General features: G+C 71.3%; 19 protein-coding genes and 1 pseudogene. 10 read left to right on the top strand and 10 right to left on the bottom strand.

What is annotated here, in order from left to right:
• Positions 1-60: 60 nt before the first annotated feature.
• The gene (locus Q1N79_RS10370; RefSeq protein WP_300607465.1) at positions 61-1,431 is read right to left on the bottom strand and encodes an MFS transporter; all 1,371 of its coding nucleotides are present in this window, start codon (positions 1,429-1,431) and stop codon (positions 61-63) included.
• A gap of 373 nt (positions 1,432-1,804) precedes the next feature.
• On the opposite strand from Q1N79_RS10370, the gene Q1N79_RS10365 reads away from it, so the two are divergent.
• Positions 1,805-3,403 (top strand): S53 family peptidase, encoded by a 1,599-nt coding sequence (locus Q1N79_RS10365; RefSeq protein WP_300607463.1) that lies wholly within the window; start codon positions 1,805-1,807, stop codon positions 3,401-3,403.
• A 56-nt stretch (positions 3,404-3,459) separates the two neighbouring features.
• On the opposite strand, the gene Q1N79_RS10360 is transcribed toward Q1N79_RS10365, so the two are convergent.
• The 6 genes from Q1N79_RS10360 to Q1N79_RS10335 form a co-directional block, all read right to left on the bottom strand.
• Complete coding sequence (locus Q1N79_RS10360; RefSeq protein ID WP_300607460.1) at positions 3,460-4,458, bottom strand: pirin family protein; 999 nt, start codon at positions 4,456-4,458, stop codon at positions 3,460-3,462.
• Between the two features lie 384 nt (positions 4,459-4,842).
• On the bottom strand, positions 4,843-5,451 hold the full coding sequence (locus Q1N79_RS10355; RefSeq protein WP_300607458.1) for a TetR family transcriptional regulator: 609 nt from the start codon (positions 5,449-5,451) through the stop codon (positions 4,843-4,845).
• Positions 5,448-7,034, bottom strand: coding sequence for an MFS transporter (locus Q1N79_RS10350; protein WP_300607456.1), 1,587 nt, complete (start codon positions 7,032-7,034; stop codon positions 5,448-5,450). Before Q1N79_RS10350 ends, Q1N79_RS10355 begins: the two co-directional genes overlap by 4 nt.
• Before the next feature lie 146 nt (positions 7,035-7,180).
• Positions 7,181-7,381, bottom strand: coding sequence for a ferredoxin (locus tag Q1N79_RS10345; protein WP_300607453.1), 201 nt, complete (start codon positions 7,379-7,381; stop codon positions 7,181-7,183).
• Complete coding sequence (locus tag Q1N79_RS10340) at positions 7,378-8,688, bottom strand: NADH-ubiquinone oxidoreductase-F iron-sulfur binding region domain-containing protein (RefSeq protein WP_300607451.1); 1,311 nt, start codon at positions 8,686-8,688, stop codon at positions 7,378-7,380. The genes Q1N79_RS10345 and Q1N79_RS10340 overlap by 4 nt, the downstream gene beginning before the upstream one ends.
• Positions 8,685-9,308, bottom strand: coding sequence for a ferric reductase-like transmembrane domain-containing protein (locus Q1N79_RS10335; protein WP_300607449.1), 624 nt, complete (start codon positions 9,306-9,308; stop codon positions 8,685-8,687). The genes Q1N79_RS10340 and Q1N79_RS10335 overlap by 4 nt, the downstream gene beginning before the upstream one ends.
• 203 nt (positions 9,309-9,511) lie before the next feature.
• Here Q1N79_RS10335 and Q1N79_RS10330 point away from each other — a divergent pair, with 203 nt between their 5' ends.
• The 6 genes from Q1N79_RS10330 (at position 9,512) to Q1N79_RS10305 (ending at position 16,753) form a co-directional block, all read left to right on the top strand.
• Complete coding sequence (locus Q1N79_RS10330; RefSeq protein ID WP_300607446.1) at positions 9,512-11,188, top strand: hypothetical protein; 1,677 nt, start codon at positions 9,512-9,514, stop codon at positions 11,186-11,188.
• Between the two features lie 42 nt (positions 11,189-11,230).
• Positions 11,231-12,157 carry a hypothetical protein gene (locus tag Q1N79_RS10325; RefSeq protein ID WP_300607443.1) on the top strand — a complete coding sequence of 309 codons (927 nt, stop codon included), beginning with the start codon at positions 11,231-11,233 and terminating at the stop codon, positions 12,155-12,157.
• 25 nt (positions 12,158-12,182) lie between these two features.
• Positions 12,183-12,818 carry a pentapeptide repeat-containing protein gene (locus Q1N79_RS10320; RefSeq protein WP_300607440.1) on the top strand — a complete coding sequence of 212 codons (636 nt, stop codon included), beginning with the start codon at positions 12,183-12,185 and terminating at the stop codon, positions 12,816-12,818.
• Positions 12,815-13,846, top strand: a complete 1,032-nt coding sequence (locus Q1N79_RS10315; RefSeq protein WP_300607437.1) for a BadF/BadG/BcrA/BcrD ATPase family protein — start codon at positions 12,815-12,817, stop codon at positions 13,844-13,846. Before Q1N79_RS10320 ends, Q1N79_RS10315 begins: the two co-directional genes overlap by 4 nt.
• A 73-nt stretch (positions 13,847-13,919) precedes the next feature.
• On the top strand, positions 13,920-15,116 hold the full coding sequence (locus Q1N79_RS10310) for a radical SAM/SPASM domain-containing protein (RefSeq protein ID WP_300607433.1): 1,197 nt from the start codon (positions 13,920-13,922) through the stop codon (positions 15,114-15,116).
• A gap of 86 nt (positions 15,117-15,202) precedes the next feature.
• Complete coding sequence (locus Q1N79_RS10305; protein WP_300607430.1) at positions 15,203-16,753, top strand: hypothetical protein; 1,551 nt, start codon at positions 15,203-15,205, stop codon at positions 16,751-16,753.
• A 17-nt stretch (positions 16,754-16,770) separates the two neighbouring features.
• On the opposite strand, the gene Q1N79_RS10300 is transcribed toward Q1N79_RS10305, so the two are convergent.
• Positions 16,771-17,757 carry an FAD:protein FMN transferase gene (locus Q1N79_RS10300; RefSeq protein ID WP_300607427.1) on the bottom strand — a complete coding sequence of 329 codons (987 nt, stop codon included), beginning with the start codon at positions 17,755-17,757 and terminating at the stop codon, positions 16,771-16,773.
• 38 nt (positions 17,758-17,795) lie between these two features.
• Between Q1N79_RS10300 and Q1N79_RS10295 the strand changes: the two genes are divergently transcribed.
• The 3 genes from Q1N79_RS10295 to Q1N79_RS10285 all read left to right on the top strand — a co-directional run bounded on the left by Q1N79_RS10295 (position 17,796) and on the right by Q1N79_RS10285 (position 20,505).
• Positions 17,796-18,266: a hypothetical protein gene (locus Q1N79_RS10295; protein WP_300607424.1), complete on the top strand. Its 471-nt coding sequence runs from the start codon at positions 17,796-17,798 to the stop codon at positions 18,264-18,266.
• A 56-nt stretch (positions 18,267-18,322) separates the two neighbouring features.
• Positions 18,323-20,017: an AMP-binding protein gene (locus Q1N79_RS10290; RefSeq protein WP_300607421.1), complete on the top strand. Its 1,695-nt coding sequence runs from the start codon at positions 18,323-18,325 to the stop codon at positions 20,015-20,017.
• A 149-nt stretch (positions 20,018-20,166) separates the two neighbouring features.
• Positions 20,167-20,505, top strand: coding sequence for a LysE family transporter (locus Q1N79_RS10285; protein WP_300607418.1), 339 nt, complete (start codon positions 20,167-20,169; stop codon positions 20,503-20,505).
• A gap of 22 nt (positions 20,506-20,527) precedes the next feature.
• On the opposite strand, the gene Q1N79_RS10280 is transcribed toward Q1N79_RS10285, so the two are convergent.
• Complete coding sequence (locus Q1N79_RS10280; protein WP_300607415.1) at positions 20,528-21,331, bottom strand: ABC transporter permease subunit; 804 nt, start codon at positions 21,329-21,331, stop codon at positions 20,528-20,530.
• A 121-nt stretch (positions 21,332-21,452) separates the two neighbouring features.
• Positions 21,453-21,649: pseudogene (locus Q1N79_RS10275) on the bottom strand (hypothetical protein); the annotation flags it as partial.

Here is a 21,649-nt window from a genome sequence, read left to right as displayed (position 1 = left end):
GCACCATGCGCGACACGTGGACCTGAGCGCGGATATTCGGCTAGCCCTTTGACCTGGCCCTTAGCTCCTTGACCTGGCCCTTAGCTCCTGACTTACCGTTAGCCCCGGATTTTTCACCGCTATCCCGTGGCGCGGAGCCCGGGAATCAGCCCCGCGGACGGGTGCCTTTGCGATGCCGCCGGGGTGGGAGGCATGATCGCGCAGATGCCGCGCGGAGTGGCGGCCGACGGCGGGCGACATCCGCCGCCAGCGAAGCGCCAGGCCCCCTGCCGCCAGCGCACCAAGTCCCCCGCCGAGGGCGACCACCGTCGAGGGAGGAATCACCTCGGCGGCCGCTCCTGCGGCCATGAAAGCCACCCCCTGACCGACGACCAGCCCGGCGTTGGCGAGGCCGAACGCCTGCGCCCGGCGCTCGTTCGGCAGCCTGGCGACAAACGCCGTGTTGGCCGCGACCTGGTAAATCGCGAACGTCCCCGACAGCGCGAAGATCGCCATCGAGACGCCAAGGCCCGGGCGCGCCGCGGTAAGCACGAGAACCGAGCACGCCGTGACCGCCATCGGGCCCATCCAGCGCAGCCGCGTCAGCGGTCCGATCTTGCTGGTGAAGACCGGTGTGACGAGCACCGCGCCCACCTGGGTCGACGCGATGAGCAGGCCCGCGGCGACCGGTCCGCCGCCGAGCCGTGCGGCATACGGGGCCGCGATCCCTTCCGGGACTTCGTAGAGCGCGACCAGCCAGCCGAGCAGCAGCAAAGTCCGCAGCGCCCTGTCGCCGAACACGAGCCTGGCCCCCGCACCCAGGCGGGCCAGCTGTCCCTGACGCGGCCTGCCGGCCGGGACCGGCCTGGCCCTGGTGCCGAGGCCGACGATGAGGGCCGAGGCGACGAACGTGGCGGCATCCGCGCCCAGCGCGGACCGCGCCCCGATGACCGCGACCATGACTCCCCCGACAGCCGCCCCGACCACGAGGGCCACCCGGTACGTCGTCTGCATGGCCGCGGCCGCCAGCGCGTACCGCTGTCCGTCGAGCATGTCGGGGAGAATGGCCGACCGCGCCGCGTCGAATGGCGGCTGGACCAGCGTGACCGCGTACAACATCGCGACAAGGACGTCGAGCGGCATGTGCGGCACCAGCATCACCCCGACGATGGCGGCCCTGATCACGTCGCAGCCGACCATCACCTCCCGGCGCGGCAGCCGGTCGGCGAGGCCGGAAAGGAACAGCCCGCCTACGATGTACGGGACGTAGCCCGCGGCGTAGGCGACGGCGGCGAGCAGCGCGGAGTGGGTCCGGTCGTAGACCAGGAGTGTCAGCGCGACCAGGGCCAGGCGGTCGCCGCCGACCGAGAGGACCTGGGAAACCCAGAGCGCGCGGAACTCGCGCACAGCGAACACGTCGCGAAAGGTTTCCCGCCGCGGGGAACTGCTCACGGTGACCCTCTCGTCCTGGCGGACGCGTGACAGCCACGCAAAAGGCCCGCCAGCTACCGCTCGCCATACTGACAGAAACAACCACTTCTCGTGGCTAAACCCTCACATGTGGTACACGGTGGGCAGAATAGATCAATTACGACTATCGAGGCATTAGTCACCGGTTGCCGGAGGCGTCGGTGACGCCGCCGCACGCGACTTCGTGCTGGGGTCGCCGGCCGCCGGGCCGGCGGCGGGCCGGCCCGGCGATTTAACCCCTGGTATCGAATGCCTTTACCGATAGGTCATCAAATGATTGGCCAAAGCAGAACAACCGCTGCCCGGGCACGACAGAATTCCGGTAGGACCTGACAACTCAACGGGGAGGAGTCCCATGCCGCAACTAGTGCCGCTGGCGGGCAGCGAGCGATCGGAGCTGCCCGGCGCCCAGCCCGCCGGAGACCTCAATGCCAACGCGGCGATCACGGTGACACTGATCCTGCGGCGGCGCGCCGCCGTGCCGGAGCAGCTCATCATCGGGCCGGAGACGCTGACTTCCGACCAGCTCGGCGCGCGGTACGGCGCCGGCCCAGCCGACGTCGCACTCGCCACGCAGGTGCTCGGCGGGTACGGGCTGACCGTGACGGAGTCGCGCCCTGAGTCCCGCCGCCTGAAGGTGACCGGCACGATCGCCGCGCTTTCCGCGGCGTTCGGAACGACGCTGACGCAGGTCGCCAGCCCGCACCCGGACGGCAGCGGGCTGGTCGTTCACCGGTACCGGTCCGGCGGCCTGTCGGTGCCCGCCCAACTGGCCGGTATCGTCACCGCCGTGCTCGGCCTGGACACCCGGCCGCAGGCCCGGCCGCACTTCCGCAAGCGGGGCCACAGGCACACGGGAGCGGCCCCCGGGGCGGCGCCGGCCCCGGGGCCGCTCACGGCGCTGCAGGTCGCCGGGTTCTACGACTTCCCGGCCGGCACCGACGGCACCGGGCAGACCATCGCGATCATCGAGCTAGGCGGCGGCTACAACGCCAGCGACCTAAGCACCTACTTCAGCGGCCTCGGCCTGCCGACCCCTTCGGTCACGGCGGTCGGCGTGGACGGCGGGTCGAACTCCCCCGGCCAGGCAGCCGACGGGGAGGTCGAGCTTGACATCGAGGTCGCGGGCGCGGTCGCTCCCGGGGCGGCGCAGGTCGTCTACTTCGCGCCCAACACCGACCAGGGCTTCGTCGACGCGATCTCCGACGCGGTGCACGCCACCCCGGCGCCCATCGTGGTGTCGATCAGCTGGGGCGGACCGGAGAACTCGTGGGCGGCGCAGAGCATGACGGCGATGGACGACGCGATCGCGGACGCGGCGGTGCTCGGCACCACGGTCACCGTCGCGGCCGGCGACAACGGCAGCAGCGACGACCCGAACAACCCCAATGGCCCGGTGCAGGTCGACTTCCCCGCGTCAAGCCCGCACGCGCTCGCCTGCGGCGGCACCGAGCTGACCGGCAACACCAGCACGTACACGATCACCTCAGAGGTCGTCTGGAACGAGATCGCCAACAACGAGGGCGCCACGGGCGGCGGCGTCAGCGCCGTCTACCCGCTGCCATCCTGGCAGGCGAACGCGGGCGTGCCCCTGTCCGCGTCCGGCACCGCGACCTCGCCCGGCCGCGGCGTCCCCGACGTCGCAGGCAACGCCGACCCGGTGACCGGCTACCAGGTCATCGTGGACGGCAATCCGGAGCCGGTGGGCGGCACCAGCGCGGTCGCGCCGCTGTGGGCGGGGCTGATCGCCCGGCTCGCGCAGGCCACCGGCGAGAAGTTCGGCCTGCTCCAGCCGCTGATCTACGCGGGCGCGCTGCCGGGTACCGACGTGCCTGGCTTCAATGACATCGTGTCGGGCAACAACGGCGCCTACAGCGCGGGACCCGGCTGGGACCCGTGCACCGGCCTGGGCAGCCCCAACGGCGAGGCGCTGCTGTCCCGCCTCAGTTCCTGAAGCGAGCTGGCACCTGGGCAAACCGTGACCACCAGCGTCGAACGCGAGTGGCACGGCTAGAGAACGTCGTGACCGGGGTGCGGCTCCTGCGGGACGATCGCGCTCGCCGGCTGGGCGGGGATCGTGCCCAGGCGGCCCGCCTGGTAGTCCTCGAACGCCTGCACCAGCTCGGCGCGGGTGTTCATCACGAACGGGCCGTACGCCGCCACCGGCTCGCGGATCGGCTCGCCGCCGAGCAGCAGGACGTCAAGTGACGGGCTGGGACCGTCCATCTTCGTGTCCGCGGCGACCGTGATCGACTCGCCGGGCCCGAACACCGCGAGCTGGCCGGTCCGCACCGGCCGGTGCTCCGCGCCGGCCGAGCCCGCGCCGGCCAGCACGTAGCCGAGCGCGTTGAAGTCCGCGCGCCAGGGGATCCGGACCCGGGCGCCGGGCGAGACCGTGGCGTGCACCAGCGTGATCGGCGTGTGCGTGATGCCAGGGCCGGCGTGCCCGCCGATCTGGCCGGCGATGACCCGCAGCAGCGCGCCCCCGTCGGGCGAGGTCAGCAGCGCGACCTGGCCGGCCCGGATGTCCTGGTAGCGCGGCTGAGTCAGCTTCAGCCTGGCGGGCAGGTTGACCCACAGCTGGAAGCCGTGGAAGAGGCCGCCGCTCGCGACCAGGTCCTCGGGCGGCTCCTCGATGTGCAAGATGCCGCCGCCGGCGGTCATCCACTGCGTGTCGCCGTTCGTTATCAGGCCGCCGCCGCCGTTGGAGTCCTGGTGCCTGAACACGCCGTCGATCATGTACGTGACGGTCTCGAAGCCACGGTGCGGATGCCACGGGGTGCCCTTGGGCTCACCCGGGGCGTACTCGACCTCGCCCATCTGGTCCATGTGCACGAAGGGGTCGAGCTGCTTCAGGTCGACCCCGGCGAAGGCGCGGCGCACCGGGAAGCCCTCCCCCTCGACCCCCGACGGCGCCGTGGTGACCTTGACCACCGGGCGTTCGGCCTGCGGGCCAGGTTCGGTGACCCGCGGCAGGACCAGCAGATTTTCGACCGTGACGGCTGGCATGATGGCGCTCCTCGTTCGTTGGCCCGAATTGTCATACCCGGTAACCGGGCAGTCATAAGCGGCAACGATAGATGAATATTCAACATTCCCGGCGGCGCGGCACGGCACGATGACGGGCGGCGCGTGAGAGCCGCGGGACACATGGTATCCGCGGGATATATGGGATCCGCGGGTGCTGGTAGCAGCAAGAGCCTCCGCGCAGCGATGTCACACCAGCACCACCTGCCCACTTCGCACACTCCTTGCATGGACAAATCGCCCAAAACGGACCCACAAAAGGTCACAGAGTGTGCAAAGTTGCACGCCAGGGGCTGGTGTGACGAGGGAGGGAGGGCTCGCGGGGAGGCGGCCGGGGGGAGGCGGGGAGGCGGCCGGGACGCGGGCCTACAGGGGCAGGCCGGATTCTAGGAGGGCTAGGGCCTCGTCCATCCGCTGGAACGTCTGCTCGCCCACGTCGGCGCCCCAGGCGGCCGGGGACAGGACCGAGAGCATCACGCCGAACACGGCGCCGACGTATGTGCGGACGGTCAGGTCATCGGCCGTCCGGCCGATGCGCTTGGCCAGCGCGCCGGCCATCACGTCGATCGTCCTGCTCAGCTCGTCGAGCGTGCGCGCCCGGATCTCCGGCACCGTCAGGCCGAGCACCGACGCCTCGCGGAACTCCTCCCATTCGGCGGGGGTGAGCGTCGCGATCGCCTCGCGCAGCGCCGCGCGGATCGCGGCGATCGGGGTCAGCGACGCCGGCTGCCGGCCGAACGCCTCCAGTATCCGGTCGTCGAAGTCGTCCCGCAGGACCACGTCCTCTTTGGTCGGGAAGTAGCGGAAGAACGTGGACGGCGACACTTCGGCGGCCGCGGCGATCTGCTCCACCGTGGTGGACTCATAGCCCTGCTCGCGGAACAGCCGCAGCGCGTGCTCCCTGATCGCGGCCCGGGTCCGCGCCTTCTTCCGTTCCCGCAGGCCGCCGAAGTTCGCCTGATGCACTGTCGTCACGCTCCCAATTGTGCCTCGTCGCGCTCCGGCGGGGCAGTCGCCGCCGGTGGCCGCGGCGCGGACCGCCCGGGCAGGAAGGCCAGGGCAAGCAGCGCGCTGGCGATCGCGATCCCGCCGCAGGTCCAGAGCATGATGTCCATCCCGTGGATGAACGCCGAGCGCACCTCGTCGAGCAGCGGAACCGACCCCAGTTTGGTGGCCACCTCGACGCCGCCGGCGACGCTGCCGCGCACCGCGGACGCGGTGGCCGACGGCAGCCCGGTCAGCGACAGCCGGCTCGTGTACCCGTTGCTGATGACGGTGCCGAGCACCGCGACCCCGATCGTCGCGCCCACCTGGCGCACCGCGGTCATCAGCGCGCCGCCCGACGCGCTGCGCTCCTGCGTCAGCGGGCCCACCGCGGCGTTCATCGCGGCCGGCATCGCGACGCCGAGGCCGAGGCCGGTCACCGCGACCCACAGCGCCGCGAAGCCCGTCGAGGACCCCAGGCCGGTGCACGCGCCGACCGCCAGGCCGGCGGCCATGATGAGGAAGCCGGCCGCGACCGCGAGCTTCGCGTTGAGCCGCGGGTTGCCGAGCGTGCCGTCGGGCAGCTTAGCCGCGGCGGTCAGCCTGCTGGCCGCCGCCATCCCGGCGAGCATCCCGCCGATCAGCGGCAGCAGCCGCAGCCCGCTGCCGAGCGGCGTCGCCCCCCGCACGTCCTGGAAGTACTGCGGCGCGGCGAAGAACAGGCCGAACATCGCGAACGAGACGAACGTCATCAGCAGCGTCCCCCAGCGGAAGCCGGCCACCCGGAACAGCGTCATGTCGACGAGCGGCTGGCTCCCGCTCCGCCGGGCGGCGAAACGCTCCCACCAGACGAAGCCGGCCAGGATGGCCGCTCCCGCCACCATCGTGGCCAGCGCCAGGGCGTCGGTCCAGCCGCTCTGGCCTGCCCTGATGAACCCGTACGTGAGAACGGCCAGCCCGGCGCTCGAGATCACGACGCCCTGGGGGTCCAGGCCGGGCCGGCTGGCGGCCCGCGACTCCGGCAGCAGGAACGTCACGGCGACGAGCGCGATCGCCACGATCGGCACGTTGATCAGGAAGACCGAGCCCCACCAGAAGTGGTCGAGCAGGAAGCCGCCGAGGATCGGCCCGATGGGGTAACTGACGAAGATGGCCCCCGCCATCACGGCGATCGCCTTCTGCCGCTCCTCCTCGCCGAACATCACGGGCAGCACCGAGATCGCCATCGGGAGCACCGCGGCGGCGCCGATGCCGAGCACCGCGCGGGCCGCGATCAGCTCGCCGACGCTGGGCGAGTAAGCGCACCACACTGAGCTCGCGACGAACAGCACGAGGGCGATGAGCAGCACTCTCTTCCGACCGTAGCGGTCGCCGAGCAGCCCGGCGGGCAGGATCATCGCGGCGATCACCAGGGCGTAGGAGTCGGCGATCCACTGCAGGTCGCCCGTTGTCGCGTGCATCGTCGCGGCGATCGTCGGCAGCGCCAGGCTGAGCACGGTCAGGTCAAGCCCGACAACCAGCACGCTCACCGAGATCGCGGCCATCGCCCACCAGCGACGCGAGGAGTCCGTCATGGGAGTCACCGCCTTTCGGCTGTAACACTTAAATGGAAGCTACTCTCATAATATAGGTACGTTCAGTTGGGAGCGTCAAGCACGACGAACGGCCCGGGCGTGCGGGTGGGCAGACGCCACGGACCGTTCGGGATCATGACTGGTCTTTACGAGCGCAGCAGCCGCAGCGCGAGCGTCGGGCAGGCGCTGACCGCGGCGCGCGCGTCCTTGTCGAGAGCCGGCGGGACCGGGCGGCCGTCGATGATCGGGTACCCCCACTCGTCCAGCGTGATCATCTCGGGCAGCAGCTCGGCGCACGCCCCGTGGCCCGCGCAGTCGATCGGGTTGACCACCAGCCGCTCGCTCACGTCCAGTCCTCTTCCGTGCGTGCCTGACCGGGCGGGACCGGCAGGAACGGCTGCCGGCTGGTCCCGCTGCAGCGGCCTCGCTCGTGCCGGTCGAGCTCGGCCGCGAACGTGATCAGCGCGCTGCGCACGAACCGCGCCGTGCCGTCCGGGTGGTGGCACGCGCCGCGGCCGGTGACAAGTCCGGCCCAGCGCTCCACGTCCGCGCGCGCCTGCCGCCGCGGGCGGGCCCCCGCGAGCTCGACGAGGGCGGCCGCGATCCGCGGCAGCCCGTTCAGGCAGGGGCCGCACTGACCGGCCGATTCAAGAGCCAGATACCGAACGGTCCTGGCCGTCTCGGCCAGCCCGCAGCTAGCCTGCGGAAGGGTGATCACGATCCCGGCGCCGACGCGGGCGCCGACCGCGCCGAGCGACTGGTTGTCCAGCGTCAGCCGCACGGCTTGCCCGGCAGGCACCCAGCTGCCGTGGTAGCCGCCGATGAGCACCGCGCCGTCTTGCGGGAGCGGGCCGAGCAGGTCGCGCAGCGGCATGCCGAGCGGGACCTCGGTGACGTGCGGCGTCCGGTCGGCGCGGCGGATCGTGCACAGCGTCGAGCCCGGCTCGGCCGCGGTGCCCAGCTGGCGGAACCAGCGCGGCCCGCGCCGGGCGATCAGCGCCAGGTGGGCAAGCGTCTCGACGTTCTGGACCAGGGTCGGGGCGCCCTCAAGGCCGCGTTCGGTGACCCGGGGCGGCATGAAGGTCGGGATGGCGGGGCCGCCGCCGATGTGGTTGATCACCGCGGTCTCCTGACCGGACAGGAACCGCGGCGGCGCCTCGGCCAGCTCGACGGGGACGCGCTCGACGCCGGCCGCGCGGCGCTGCATGAGGGCCTGCCGCAGCCGCCTGCCGACATCCTCCCGGCGTTCGGCGTGGGTGTAGAGGATCGCCTGGTCGGCGCCGGCCGCCTCGGCGGCCAGCTGCAGGCCGTCGAGCACCAGGTGCGGGGCCAGCCACAGCAGCGTGGCGTCCTTGTCGCTGGCAGGCTCGCTCTCCGCGCCGTTGGCGATCACGACGGGGGTCTTCCGCCGCGATGTCGCCGCGTCGAGGACGGCGGCGAGCTTGCGGTGCACGGGGAACGCGGCGCCGCCCCGCCCGGTCAGGCCGGCGTCCCGCAGGTCGGGGATCAGGCGGGCCGGTGCGCCGCGGTACGGGATCGGGCCGAACCGCGCGTGGTGCGCGGACCAGTCCTGCGGCTGCTGGCTCGCCGGCAGCAGCCGGGGCAGGTCGGTGGCCGTGCCTTCTGCGCTCGCACCCTGGGTGGCCGCGGTCATCGGCGGGTGGTCCGTTCCCGTCCGCGGGTGGCTTCGTGCACCGCGGACATCAGCAGGCCGACCCGCTCGGCGCGCGGCACGTCGCGCGCGGCGGCGGCCAGCCGCCAGCTGAGCGCGATGACGACGGCCAGCGCGGACCCGACGGAGACCGCGAGCATCCAGCTGTGCAGCATGTCGGCGCTCGCGGTGATGCTGTGCAGCCAGGCGACCGGCCAGCTGGCATAGGCGAGCAGGTGCACGCCGCGCCACACCCGGCGGCTGAGGTGGCGGCGCAGCAGGCTGGTCACGATCACCGCGATCGTGATGTCCAGGCTGACCGCGCCGAGCCCGAGCTCGAGCCGCTCATAGGGAGAGGCTAGCGGGATGATCGCGGCGGTGAGCGGGATGTCCACGTAGCCGTCCACGACCGCGGTCAGCACGTGCACCGCGACGAACGCGACGGCGAGCAGCGACAGGTTGCGGTGCAGGCCGGTGACCGCGAACCGGGGCAGGCCGGGCAGCCGGCCCTGCCTGGTCACCAGCAGGCCGAGCAGCATCACCGCCGTCAGCAGCAGCAGCGCGACCACGCCGGTGGCGCGGCTGGCGTACCACAGCGCGGTGGTGGAGTCGATTCTGCCCACGCTTGCAAGCATCGGGCATCAAGCACAGCGGAGGATAGATAGACCCTATGAGGTGGTTCTGAAGCCGCTGTCCAGGTACTGCGGTCCCGCTGAGGCCCGGCCTTCAGTGCAAAAGGCCGGTTCGCGGTGGTCTGCACTAGAATCGAGCGACCGCCGGCCGTCGGCGGCTGCGCGCGCGCGCCGCAATCGAGGATTCGTCCGGGATGAGCCAAATATCTGAGCTGGCCGAGACGCTTGTTGAGCGCCACGCGCACAACCAGCGTGCCCCGATAGTAGTGCTTGCGAACGATCCGTGGATCCCCCAGGCCGGCCAGAGCGACGTCGATATCATCGCGAAGAACAAGGCGATCTGGGATCGCGATCCCACGCCGGGCGACAATTATCTCGGCGAGCTCATCGGGCAGGGCTTCATCACCGCCGTCCTTGAGCTCGGCGCGGGTAATTCCCTGGAGCGCGCTGTTGCCAACCGGGTCCCGGCCGGCAAGTACCTGCGGCTGGTGCGGGGCGAGCACAATGATTCTTACCTGGAGCAGGCGCTGCAATTCGACGAGCCGAAGGTGAGGCTGGTCAAGCTCAGGGGAGACATCATAGGACGCAGCGCCGGGCACTGCAGAATCGACGCGCCCCTGGCCTCGGGGCTGCGTAATTCACTGAAGGCTGTCATCAGGAGCTCTGACCTTATCTGGATCGGCCCGGTTGGCAAGGGCGCTGACGTCGATTCCATAATGCGATCCGATGCCTCGGTCATCTGGTGGGCCGCGGCGAACCCACCGGACACCGATACGGTAAGGCAGCTGCAATCCCGCCATCACGTGCGGATAATCGACGGTGCCGACGCCTCGTATGACGCGTTCTTCCGCGAGCTCGCGCTGGAAACGGCGCGCCTGGCACTGAAGCCCATCGCGCACGACAGCATCCGGCGCATCAATGAACAGGTGCGCTCGAAGCTGCCCGCCGACATAACGTACTCCGACCAGCTCATCCAGCGGCTCGCCCAGCAGATAAGGGTGGTTTGCGACGAATGGCGGCAGCGCACGCTGCTCGTCTATATCCACGATCCTGCCGCGCCGGGTGGCAGCGAGGTGGAGAAGAGGATCCACCGCTACCTGCGGTCGCCAGACAACCGCGAGCCCGACAGCATCCAGATCACCGTGCGCGGCGCCAACATCAGGTGGATAGACAGGCACGCCGAGCGGCCGGCCCTCACCGATCCCAAGGTCAACTACGAGAAGATCATCGTGGTAGACAGCATCAGCTTCACCGGCCGGACGCTGCAGCTCGCGGAGGAGCACGTGCGGGCCGAGTGGCCGAGCGCCGACATTTACTGGGCGGTCCTCGTCGCCTTCCAGGACCTGGCCACCGGCGCGATTCCGTCGGGAATCGCGCCGAACCACCTGATAGCCGCCGCCAGGACAGACCGGCATGACATTTTCTTCCCCTGGGGGTGGACCCAGGCCACTTCCTCGATCGTCCGCCACCTGCCCATGTACGACCGCACCCAGGACATCACGGTCGAGCAGCGCCCGTGGGGAACCGTCGAGGTCCTGGCCGACCAGGCGTGGTGCTCGGCCCGCCTGCTGTCGATTCGCGCCGGGCACCGCCTCAGCTACCAAAGTCATTCGGTCCGCGATGAGCTCTTCGTCGTGGTGGACGGCGACGTCGGCTTTGAGTTCGACAGCGACGAAGGCGACGTGATCGATGCCGTGCTGCTGGCCGAGGGCGAATACATCGCCGTGCCGAGGGGCGTACGGCACAGGTTCGCCGCCTATCGCAATACCGTGCGGCTGCTCGAGATCGGCTTCGGATTCTACGACAAGGTATTCGACGTCGAGCGCTCCTCAGATGACTATGGACGGGTGGGCAAGCTTGGCGATGTCTGAGTGCGGCCGGTACCCGGCGGCCGCGGGGCAGCGGGCTGGCTGATGGCTGCGGCACGGGTTTACTTCCTCGGCGTCAGGACGCGCGGCTCGGCTTCGCACAGGGCGTTTCCCGCGTGGATGAAAGCGATCGGGTGGTCCGCGTCCCTCATCGGGGTCGATATGCCGCTGCACAGCGACTGCCCCAGGTACGCGGACTTCCTGGCCCGCATGAAAGACGACGAGCGCTGCGCGGGGGCGCAGGTCACCTCGCACAAGGTCCGGGTCTTCGAGTGCCTCGCGGACGGACTCGATTTCCTCGATCCCGACGCGTGCTCGCTCGGCGAGGTCGGCGCCGTAGCCATCGCGGCGGGCACGCTGACCGGGTTCTCGCCGGACATGATGGCGCTGGCGGGCGAGCTGTCGCGGATGCTGCTGGCCGGCGGTCAACCGCCCCGTGCCAGGGAAGTGGTCATTCTCGGCGGCGGCGGCGCCGGGCGCGCGGTGGCACTGGCGAGTGCCAGGTTCGGCGGCGCCATCGTTCCGAAAATAACCATCACCGAACGCGACGGCCAGGTGAAGGCCGATCTGGAGGCCAGGCTCGAGGCGCTGCTGAACACGGCCGGCCGGGTCCACGCCGAGGTCCGCGACGGCGCCGAAAACGACGACGTGGTCCGCCACGCGCCGGCCGGAAGCCTGCTCGTCAACGCCACGGGGCTGGGCAAGGACATCGCGGGCTCGCCGATATCCGGCGACGTCACCCTGCCCGCGGACTCGATTGCCTGGGACTTGAACTACCGGGGCGACCTGCGTTTCCTGCAGCACGCCCGCGCGCAGAGCGGGCGCGGTGTCCAGGTATTCGACGGCTGGGACTACTTCCTGCGGAACTGGTTCGCGTGCCTATCCCGGCTGGCCGGGATGGCACCGGCGGAGGACCGGTTCGAGCGGTTCTGCGCGGCTTCTGAGTTTCTCCGGCCGACGATCAGCTACTGAGCGACGTGGAGGGGGACGGGATCGCGTGATACTCAAGGGTCACCGCGGGCGGGCGGACAGCGCCGGCCGCCCAGCCGCGCGGGGCATCGGGATCAGGCGCACGGAGCACGTGGTGATGCTGCTGCTCAGCGCCCTCGCGGTCGTGTGGCTCGGCGTGGGCGCCCTCACCAAGCCGCCGGATCAGGGCTGGCGGGAATGGTTTTCCGGATTTTCCGTCGGCATCGGAACGGCGATGGCTGCCGCGGTCCTGACGTTTCTGCTCATCGACATGATGCTCGCCAGGCAGCGGGAGACCGAGAGCCGCGAGAACGACCAGCGGGAGCGGCTGGGGAACCTGCTGGCGAGACTGCGGGTGGGCGGGGTTGAGGAGAACCGGAGCGTGCTTGAGCAGATGAGAAGCGCGGGCTGGCTGAAGAACGGCCAGCTGCGGGATGCGGATTTTTCCGGCGCGAACCTCGAGGGATTGGACCTCAGCTCGGCGGACCTGCGCATGGCCGTGTTCGTGGGAACCCGCCTGCGCCGTGCCAGCTTCCGCAACGCCGACGTGTCCAGCGCCCGGTTTACCCGGGCCGACCTGCGCGGGGCGAGGTTTGACGGCGCCGTCACGCAGGGAGCCGACTTCACCATGATCACCAAAGACGAGGACACGTTCCTGCCATGACGCGGCCCGCGGGGCAGCTCGACGCCGGCCACTACCCCTTCCCCTGGCTGCTCGTGGAAGGCGGCGGCAGCCGGACCTGGGTTGCCGTGGTGGGCGATCGCGACGCGCAGCTGTCCGGGCTGAGCACGAACGTGACCACCGGTTCCCAGTCGTCGGCGAGGCAGCGGCTGCGCAAGCTGCTTGGCTCGGTCCTCGCCGCGGCGGGCACTCGGGCAGCCGACGTCAGGCTCGCGTTCGCCGCGCACGGCGCGGCCGCCACGCAGCGGGCGGCTGAGCGGTTCGCCGACGTCTGCGCCGAGGTCCTGGCCGGACTGGGCGTGCGCGCGGACCTGATTGTGACCAGCGACATGGTGCCCGTGGTCACCTCGGGCGACGCCGACCGCGTGGTCGCCGCGATCGCCGGGACCGGCACCGTGTTCGTCGCACACCGTGAGTTGAGCCACTGGGCCCGGGCCAGCGGGGCGGACTACCTGCTCTCCGACGAGGGCGGCGGCTTCGATCTGGCGATGCACGGCCTGCGGGCCGCGATCCGCGCCTCGGACGGCCGCGGCCGGGCAACCGGCCTCGTCGCTCGTGCCCGCCAGTGGTCCGCGGCCCCCGACGGCGTGCGGCTCAGCGATGCGCTGTACAACCATGTCTACGTGGCACGGCCGCGCTCGGTGGTGGCCGGGTTCGCCCCGTCGGTGCTCGACGCCGCCAGGGACGGTGACGACGTAGCGGTCGCGCTGGTCGAGGCCGCGGCGGAGGAGTTCCTCGTGGGCGTGCGTGCGGTCGCCGAACAGGTGGACATCGCCAGGGACTCACCCGCGGTCATCTTGTCGGGAAGCCTGGCCACCGTCGAGTCGCCGCTGCGCAGCGCGATCCGCACGCGGGTACGCGAGTATCTCTCGCCCGCGGCCATCACCGATTACCAGCCGGAGAACCTTGCCGCGAAAGTCGCCGGCGTGGTCAGGCTGCTGCACGACGGTGGCGCGCACATGGAAGGGCTGAAGGCGGTGCTGCCGGTGACGATCCGGCGGGTGACCTGACCGACGGGCGGCGGCCTTGACAATTGCCTCTTAGTGTGACTGATTTGAATATGTCCGCTGAGGAGGAGCGCGCATGACGGGACGGGGCCGGGTGCGGAAAGTCAATGATTTGCTGACGTCAAGCCGGCGCTGCCTGAATCAGGAGCTCCAGCAGTTTTCTTACAACCTGCAGACGATCCGGCCCGTCGGTCGGCCCGTTGTGTTCCAGGTCGAGCTGACCAACAACTGCCCGATGACCTGCACAATGTGCCCCAGAACGCATTCGATGGAGCGCTCCATCGGCAACATGTCGCGTGAGCTGTATCACAAGATACTTGACGAGGCGGCGGGGTCCACGTCTCGTTTTTACATGCATCATTTCGGCGATTCCCTGGTGCACCCGGATCTCGGGCACTTCGTGGGCGAGGCCACGCGGCGGGGAATTAACGGCTATCTCTCCGCCAATCCCGTGCTGCTCACCAGGCAGCGCATTCGCGCGATCGTCGATAACGGCCTGCACGAGCTCAACCTGTCCCTGGACGGGGTGACCGCGGAAACTTCTGAAGCGGTGCGCGGTAAGGCCGCCCGTAATGTCGCGCTCGCGGAAAAGCGCATCCACGAGCTGCTCGACTACCGCGCCTCGGCCCGTTCCCCGTACCCGAGGATCGTGCTGCAGATCGTCCGCCAGAAACAGAACGCGCACGAGGTGAAGGACTGGCTCGCCAAATGGAGCCCGGTTTCCGAGATCGACCGCATCAAGGTGAAGTCGTATGTCACCTGGAGCGGCGGAGAGGAACCGATAAACGAGTTGCGGATCTCCCCCGCCGCGGCGCGGCCCGGCGTGGTGTGCGAGAAGCCGTGGACGTCCGTCACGATCTTGTGGGACGGAACGGTCGTCCCCTGCAACTTCGATCACGACGGGCTCTATCCGCTCGGAAACGTGGCGGAGCAGACCCTGCGGGAGATCTGGGCGGGCGAGCCGCTGACCACCCTGCGCTGCCGTCACCGGGACCGTGACCTGAGCGACATCCCCCTGTGCCGCGACTGCGTCGACATGGAAGGATTCCCGGTCAGGAAGTGGTATTACCCGGTCAACCGGCTGCGCCAGGCTGTCACTCCGGCCAGTTATGAATTCAAGCCCGCGCGGCCATCCTCGAACGGCCGCGCGGAGCAGGCGCAGCGTGTTTCCCGCGCGTTCGCGACCCCGTACCGGGACAAGCCGCTTGGGCACCATGTCACCCGCGCGCAGAGCAGAGCCCGCAAGGAGGCACTGGGCGAGGACGTGCCGTAACGCCGCGCGGCCCGGCCGGCAGGCCGCACCCGGCAACCGCCCGGGCGCTGTCTTCGTCATAGGGGCGGGCAGAAGATTGGGGCGCCATGGCGATCTGGGCGCGTTCGGTACTTGCGGTCGGGGCGGCGCTGCTCGCGGCGGCTTGCGGCACCGCGCCCGCTGGCGGCGCGGGCCATGCGAAGGCGGTGCCGCGGCAGGCGGCCGCCGCGGCCGTGACCGTCACCCCGGACACCGGCCTGGTCGGCGGGCAGCCGCTGCGGGTGAGGCTGACGGGGTTCCCGCCGGATTCCTTCGTCGAGCTTTACGAGTGCGCGGCCCCGGGGGCCTGCTCCGCCGTCTGGGGTGTCGGCACCGGGAGCACGGGCAGCGCCTCGGCCACGTTCATCGCGCAGCCCTCGGTGCCATCGGGCGCTGGCGCCGCCTGGGTGCCATGCGGCCGGCGGTGCGTCCTGGACGCGGTGGCTGTCAAGGAACCCGTCGGCGTCCCGGCGGAGCCGGCCCCGGCCGCCACCGCCCGGCTTGCCTTCGCGGCCGGGTCCCCCGCCGCGGCGACCGACCTGGCGTACTCCTCGCTGCTGTCCGTCAGCTGGGTCAGCGCGACGCAGGGCTGGGCGCTGGCCGCCCAGCCCTGCTCCACGGGCACATGCGCCCGGCTCGCGCGCACCACCGACGCCGGGCGGCACTGGCAGCTGCTGCCAGACCCGCCGGCCACGATCCAGGACGGCACGGCGGACTGCCAGGTCCAGTCCTGCGTGAGCCAGGTCAGCTTCGCCAGCCCCGCGGTCGGCTACCTCTACGGCCCGGCGCTGCTGATGACCACCGACGGCGGCCTGACCTGGCACGCCAGGCCAGGCCTGCAGACCGAGACGCTGACCGCCGACGGCGGGCGGGCATACCGCATCACCTACACCAGCGACGGCTGCCCCGGCCCCTGCCAGCCATCCTTGCAGGAGGCCCCGGCCGGCACGGGGAGCTGGCGGACGCTGATCGGCCAGCTCGCCGAGCCGGGCCGCAGCGACTCGGCGCAGATCGCCGTCTCCGGCCCGGACGTGGTCATCGCCATGTACGGCAGCCTCTCCGGGCCGGTCCCGGCGCAGGCGGTCCTGTACCGCTCCGCCGACGGCGGGGGCACCTGGCAGCGGGCAGCCGACCCCTGCGACGGGCTCGGCCCCGGCGCCCCGCGCAGCCCTGGCGCCCCGGGCGCCCCGGGCCAGGAGGAGGACCTGATCGGGCTGGCCGCAGCACCCGGCGGCTTCTTCGCCGGCCTGTGCGTCACGCGCGCCACCATGAGCGCCTTCGTCATCACCTCGGCCGGCGCGGCCGCCTGGAAGGCAGCCGCGGCGCCGCCGCCCGGGCAGAACCTCGGCGTCATAGCCGCCGCCGGCCCCGCCGTGATCGCCGTCGCCAGCGCCGCCCTGGGCGGGGACGGCAGCTACACCGCCCGGCTGCTCGTGACGACCGACGCGGGCCTGCGCTGGGTCACCGCCGCCACGGACACCCAGGACCTGGCAGCCGGCGGCGTCCCGGCCTGGGCCGGCTTCGAGACCGCGCTGGATGGCCAGTGGCTCGCCGACCCGCACAGCGTCTGGACCACCACCGACGGCGGGCTGCAGTGGACCAGGACGGTGTTCCGCTGACCCGGCCGGTGACCGGGTCAGGACGGGTCGGGGGGCCAGCCGGCGATCGCGAGCACGGTGCCGTCGGGCTCGACCAGACGGGCGGGCAGGTGCAGGCCCGCCAGCCACGCCGGAGCCTGGCGGCCCCTGATGACCGCCGCGGTCGCCGCGGTATTGGCGTCGGCGCAGCTGGCGGCGGCCACCGAGACCGTGCGCCAGACCGGCGCCGCCGGCAGGCCGGTACGCGGGTCCAGGATATGGTGCAGCACGTCGCCGCCGCGCTGCCAGCGGCGGGCGGCGGTGGACGAGGTGGCCAGCCCGCCGTCCCTGATCGCGACCACGGTGCTTGGTCCCGGCGGCGGCTCGTCGGGCATCGTGGTCAGGTCCTGTACCCGGATCCGCCAGCCGCCCTCGGGCGGCTGGCCCGCCACCGCCGTGTCACCGCCCAGGCTGACCAGCACCCCGCAGCCGAGCCGGTCCGCGATCCGCGCGGCGGACCGGTCCGCCGCCCAGCCCTTGACCGTGGCGCCGAGGTCGAGCTGGACGCCCGGCGGGACGGTCAGCTCGCGGGCGGCGGGATCGAGCCGGATGGAGCGCCACCCGGGGATCACCCGGACGCTGACGAGCGCGGGCAGGGCCGGGCCCGCGGGCGCCACCTGGCCGAAGTCCCTGTCGTAGCCAAGCGCGGACAGCGCGCCGCCTACCGTCGGGTCCACGTCCCCGTCGGTGAGGCTAGCCGCGCGGAGCGCGACGGCGACGGCCTCGGCCAGCAGCGTGCTGACCGTGATCGTGACCGGGCCGTCCGCCGCGCGCGCGGCGTCGGCGAGGGCGGCAAGCTCGGAGTCCGGGCGGAACCTGCTGCAGGCCAGGTCGAGCTCGGCGAGGTCAGCCGCGAGCAGCCGGCGGGCGGCGGCGAGCTGTCCTGGGGCGGTGACCACGAGCTGGACGAGCATGCCGAGCGCGTGCCAGGCGGCGAACGCCGTCGGCTCGGCCTGCGGCACTGTCCCGGTTTCGGCCTGTGTCATGTATTCGCTGGCCCCGGTGTCAGTGCGTCCCGCCGGAGGTGACCTGGCCGCCGCCGTTCGACTGGACCGGGACGTACGTGGGCGCCTGCAGGTTAGCCGGGCCGCTCGAGGAGCTGGAGCTGGAGTTGGAGTTGGCCGAGGAGCTGCCCGATGAGCCCGCCGGGCTTGAACCGCCCGAGGTGCCTGTGCTCGATGAGCCAGAGCTGCCGGTGTGGGAGCTTGCCGGCGAGCTGCCCGAATCGGTCACGGTCGTGTGCGTGGAGCCGGGCAGCCCCGCGGCCACCGCGCCGGCCGCGGCCACGCTCGCCAAGCTCACGGTGACAGTGGTGGCGTTCAGCCGACGGCGGCCGCGCTCGCGCTCCGCGACGGCATGCGAGACGCTAGACGTGCCGCCGCGGTCGGCCCAGGTCGCGCGCGGCGCACCCGCGCCGCGCTCTGAGCTACCCATGCCGCCAGTGTGGCATACCCGGCTGGATGGGCTGTCGGGGAAGCTTCTCAGCACGCTCTGATCGCGCCCCCTGCGGTGGGGCTTTGCCGTGCGGGTGCGGGCTGGGATTATTGACCGATGAGCGATGCTGCTTCGACCGCCGCCTTCCGCGCGGCGCGGGACCTGCTGCTGCGTCACCGCGAGGATTACGAGACCGCGCGCAGCCTGTTTTCCTGGCCCGAACTGGACGAGTTCAACTGGGCACTCGACTGGTTCGACGTGATCGCCGCCGAACATCGCGACTGGACCGCGCTGCGGGTGGTCAGCGACGGCGGCGGAGACGAGTCGGTGAGCTACGGGCAGCTGTCGGCCCGTTCTGGCCAGGTGGCGAACTGGCTGCGCGGGCTCGGGGTCAGCCGCGGCGACCGGGTCCTGGTGATGCTCGGCAACGTGGTGCCGCTGTGGGAGGTCATGCTCGCGGCGATGAAGCTCGGTGCCGTGGTGATCCCGGGGTCGACGCTGCTGCAGCCCGCCGACCTGGTCGACCGGATCCAGCGGGGCGCGGTCAGGCACGTCGTGACCGACACGGCGCAGGTGCCGAAGTTCGCCGACGTTCCCGGCGCGTGGACGCGGGTGGTCGTCGCGGGAACGGCCGATGGCTGGCACGCCTACTCCGACTCACGCAACGCTCCGGCGGAGGTGACGCCGGACGGGGTGACCAAGGCGAGCGATCCGCTGCTGCTCTACTTCACCTCGGGGACGACCTCCAAGCCCAAGCTCGTCGGGCACACCCAGGCCAGCTACCCGGTCGGCCACCTGTCGACGATGTACTGGATCGGCATCAAGCCGGGCGACGTGCACCTGAACATCTCCTCGCCCGGCTGGGCCAAGCACGCCTGGTCCAACCTGTTCGCGCCGTGGAACGCCGAGGCCACCGTGCTGATCCTCAACCAGTCCCGGTTCAGCGCGGCCGGCCTGCTCGCCGCCCTCGGCGACTGCGCGGTCAGCACGTTCTGCGCGCCGCCGACGGTCTGGCGGATGCTGATCCAGGCCGACCTGGCGGCGGCGAACAGCAGCGCGCTGCGTGAGTGCGTGGCGGCGGGTGAGCCGCTCAACCCGGAGGTAATCGAGCAGGTCCGCAAGGCCTGGGGGATCACCGTGCGGGACGGGTTCGGGCAGACGGAGACGACCGCGCAGGTCGGCAACACCCCCGGCCAGCCGGTCAAGCCCGGCACGATGGGCCGGCCCCTGCCTGGCTACCCGGTCGTGCTCGTCGACCCAGTGAGCGGTGAGCCGGGCAAAGACGGCGAGATCTGCCTCGACCTGAGCCGCCGGCCGCTCGGCCTGATGACCGGATACCTCGGCGACGCCGGACGGGACGCGCAGGCCTTGAGCGGCGGGTACTACCACACCGGCGACGTCGCGACCTGCGACGAGGACGGGTACATCACGTACGTCGGGCGGACCGACGACGTGTTCAAGGCGTCGGACTACCGGATCTCGCCGTTTGAGCTTGAGAGCGTGCTGATCGAGCACGAATCGGTCGCCGAGGCCGCCGTCGTGCCCTCCCCTGACCCGATCCGGCTGGCGGTGCCGAAGGCCTACGTGCTGCTCGCCGCCGGCGCGTCGCCAAGCCCGGAACTGGCGCGGGACATCATGGCGTTCTGCCGGGAGCGGGTGGCGCCGTACAAGCGGATCCGGCGGATCGAGTTCGCCGACCTGCCCAAGACGATCTCCGGCAAGATCCGCCGCGTCGACCTCCGCGGCCAGGAAACCGGGCCGCGCGAGGGCCGCGGAGTCACCGAGTTCTGGGAGGAAGATTTCAGCTCTTGACAATGCCGCTGGCCAGCTGTGATGGCGCGCGGGAAATGCGAGGATGGCGGCATGGACACGCATTCTCTGGCGCTGTAATTGCCCGTGGCGTTCACGGTGCTGCGGGTGTGCGGGGCGGCGTACCTGCTGTACCTGGGCGTGCGGGCGCTGTGCAGCGCGCGGCGGGACCGCCGGAAGGCTCGCAGCCGGGCGCGCCGGTCAGCGGGCGGTACGCCTACCTGCGCGGCGCGGTCACGAACCTGGCTAACCCCAAGTCGGTCACGTTCGTGGTCGCGCTGCTGCCGCAGTTCGTTGACCGCGGCGTTGGGCACGTTCCGCTGCAGTTCGCGGTCCTGGGGGCGATCTTCGTGGCTTTCGAGGTGCTGGGCCTGGCCTCCGGCCGGATCGGCGGCTGGCTGTCCCGGCGGCGCCGTGCCCGTCAGGCCCTGGACGCGGGATCGGGGACGATCATGGTCGCCCTGGCGGGGCGGCTGGCTCTTGAGCGGTGAGGCAGGGCCCGTCGGGCGCGCCTCAGCTGGTGACGTCGCCTGAGGTGAACCTGGCCCAGGCGATCAGGCAGCACAGCACCCCGTACACCGCGAACGAGGTCAGCCCGTGCCACATCGTGACGGTGTCCACGGGCGTGCGCAGCAGCGAGTCGAACATGTCCCACCAGTGCGTCGGCAGGTACGGCGCGACGGTGCCGAACTGCGGTATCTGGTCGACGACCTCGCTGACCACGACGAGGATCATGATGGCCGCGATCGCGCCGATCGCGTGCTCGGTGAACGTGGAGACCGCCAGCCCGATCGCGCCGACCGCGGCCATCGCGGCGCAGATGTACAGCGTCACGAACAGCACCCGCACCAGGCCGGCGGCCAGCGACACGGTGGTGCCCGACAGCAGCGTCACCGGGCCGACCGGGAACAGCGACACCCCGGTCAGCAGCGCGACCACCGACACGGTGAACGTGACGGCCACCGCCCACGCCACGATCGCCAGGTACTTGACGATCAGCAGCCGGGTCCGGCCGGCCGGCACGGCGAGCAGGTAGCGCAGCGTCCCGTACCCGGCCTCGCCCGCGACCGAGTCGCCGGAGACGATCGCGACCGCCACCGGCAGCACGAGGATCAGCAGCAGCGTCAGCGCGATGAACGTGAGGAACACGCCGTTGCCGGCGAGCTGGTTGAAGAACGTCGCGCCCGGGCCTGTCGCGCCGCCCTGCGGCGCCGCGACCTTCAGCCCGATGCCGATGAGCAGCGGGAACAGCGCGACGGCCAGGAGCAGGAGCTGGTTGCGCCGCCTGAAGAAGATCAGCCTCAGCTCATTGCGCAAAAATCTGAGGTCTTGCCAGCCAGGGGGGCCAGGGGGGCCAGGGGGGCCAGGGGGGTGAAAGGGGGGACGGGAAGTCCCCCCTTTGCGGGGGGTCACCGGGGGGTCGTCCCCCGGGAGCAAATCAGTGCTCGACATCGAAGCCTTCTCCGGTCAGGCCGACGAACAGGTCCTCCAGGCTCGGCGACTCGACCGACAGGCCGCGGACGGCGACGCCGGCGTGCACCAGCTCGGCGCAGACGTGCTCGGGCGCGGCGTCACCGAGTTCCGCGGTGATCTCGTCCTCTCGCTGCGACGCTGGCTCGGCCAGGCCGAGCTTGG

This window comes from Trebonia sp. (assembly GCF_030042015.1).
Classification (GTDB): Bacteria; Actinomycetota; Actinomycetes; order Streptosporangiales; family Streptosporangiaceae; genus Trebonia.
Note: the sequence above shows the minus strand (reverse complement) of the source record. Positions and strands in the feature narration are given on the sequence as shown.

Bases quoted from the DNA above. Each gene is read 5' to 3' on its own strand.
- Q1N79_RS10310 (WP_300607433.1), top strand. From the start codon at position 13,920: ATGACGGGACGGGGCCGGGTGCGGAAAGTCAATGATTTGCTGACGTCA.
- Q1N79_RS10360 (WP_300607460.1), bottom strand. From the start codon at position 4,458: ATGCCAGCCGTCACGGTCGAAAATCTGCTGGTCCTGCCGCGGGTCACC.
- Q1N79_RS10340 (WP_300607451.1), bottom strand. From the start codon at position 8,688: ATGACCGCGGCCACCCAGGGTGCGAGCGCAGAAGGCACGGCCACCGAC.
- Q1N79_RS10300 (WP_300607427.1), bottom strand. From the start codon at position 17,757: ATGACACAGGCCGAAACCGGGACAGTGCCGCAGGCCGAGCCGACGGCG.
- Q1N79_RS10315 (WP_300607437.1), top strand. From the start codon at position 12,815: ATGACGCGGCCCGCGGGGCAGCTCGACGCCGGCCACTACCCCTTCCCC.
- Q1N79_RS10350 (WP_300607456.1), bottom strand. From the start codon at position 7,034: ATGACGGACTCCTCGCGTCGCTGGTGGGCGATGGCCGCGATCTCGGTG.
- Q1N79_RS10290 (WP_300607421.1), top strand. From the start codon at position 18,323: ATGAGCGATGCTGCTTCGACCGCCGCCTTCCGCGCGGCGCGGGACCTG.
- Q1N79_RS10325 (WP_300607443.1), top strand. From the start codon at position 11,231: ATGGCTGCGGCACGGGTTTACTTCCTCGGCGTCAGGACGCGCGGCTCG.
- Q1N79_RS10365 (WP_300607463.1), top strand. From the start codon at position 1,805: ATGCCGCAACTAGTGCCGCTGGCGGGCAGCGAGCGATCGGAGCTGCCC.
- Q1N79_RS10330 (WP_300607446.1), top strand. From the start codon at position 9,512: ATGAGCCAAATATCTGAGCTGGCCGAGACGCTTGTTGAGCGCCACGCG.
- Q1N79_RS10305 (WP_300607430.1), top strand. From the start codon at position 15,203: ATGGCGATCTGGGCGCGTTCGGTACTTGCGGTCGGGGCGGCGCTGCTC.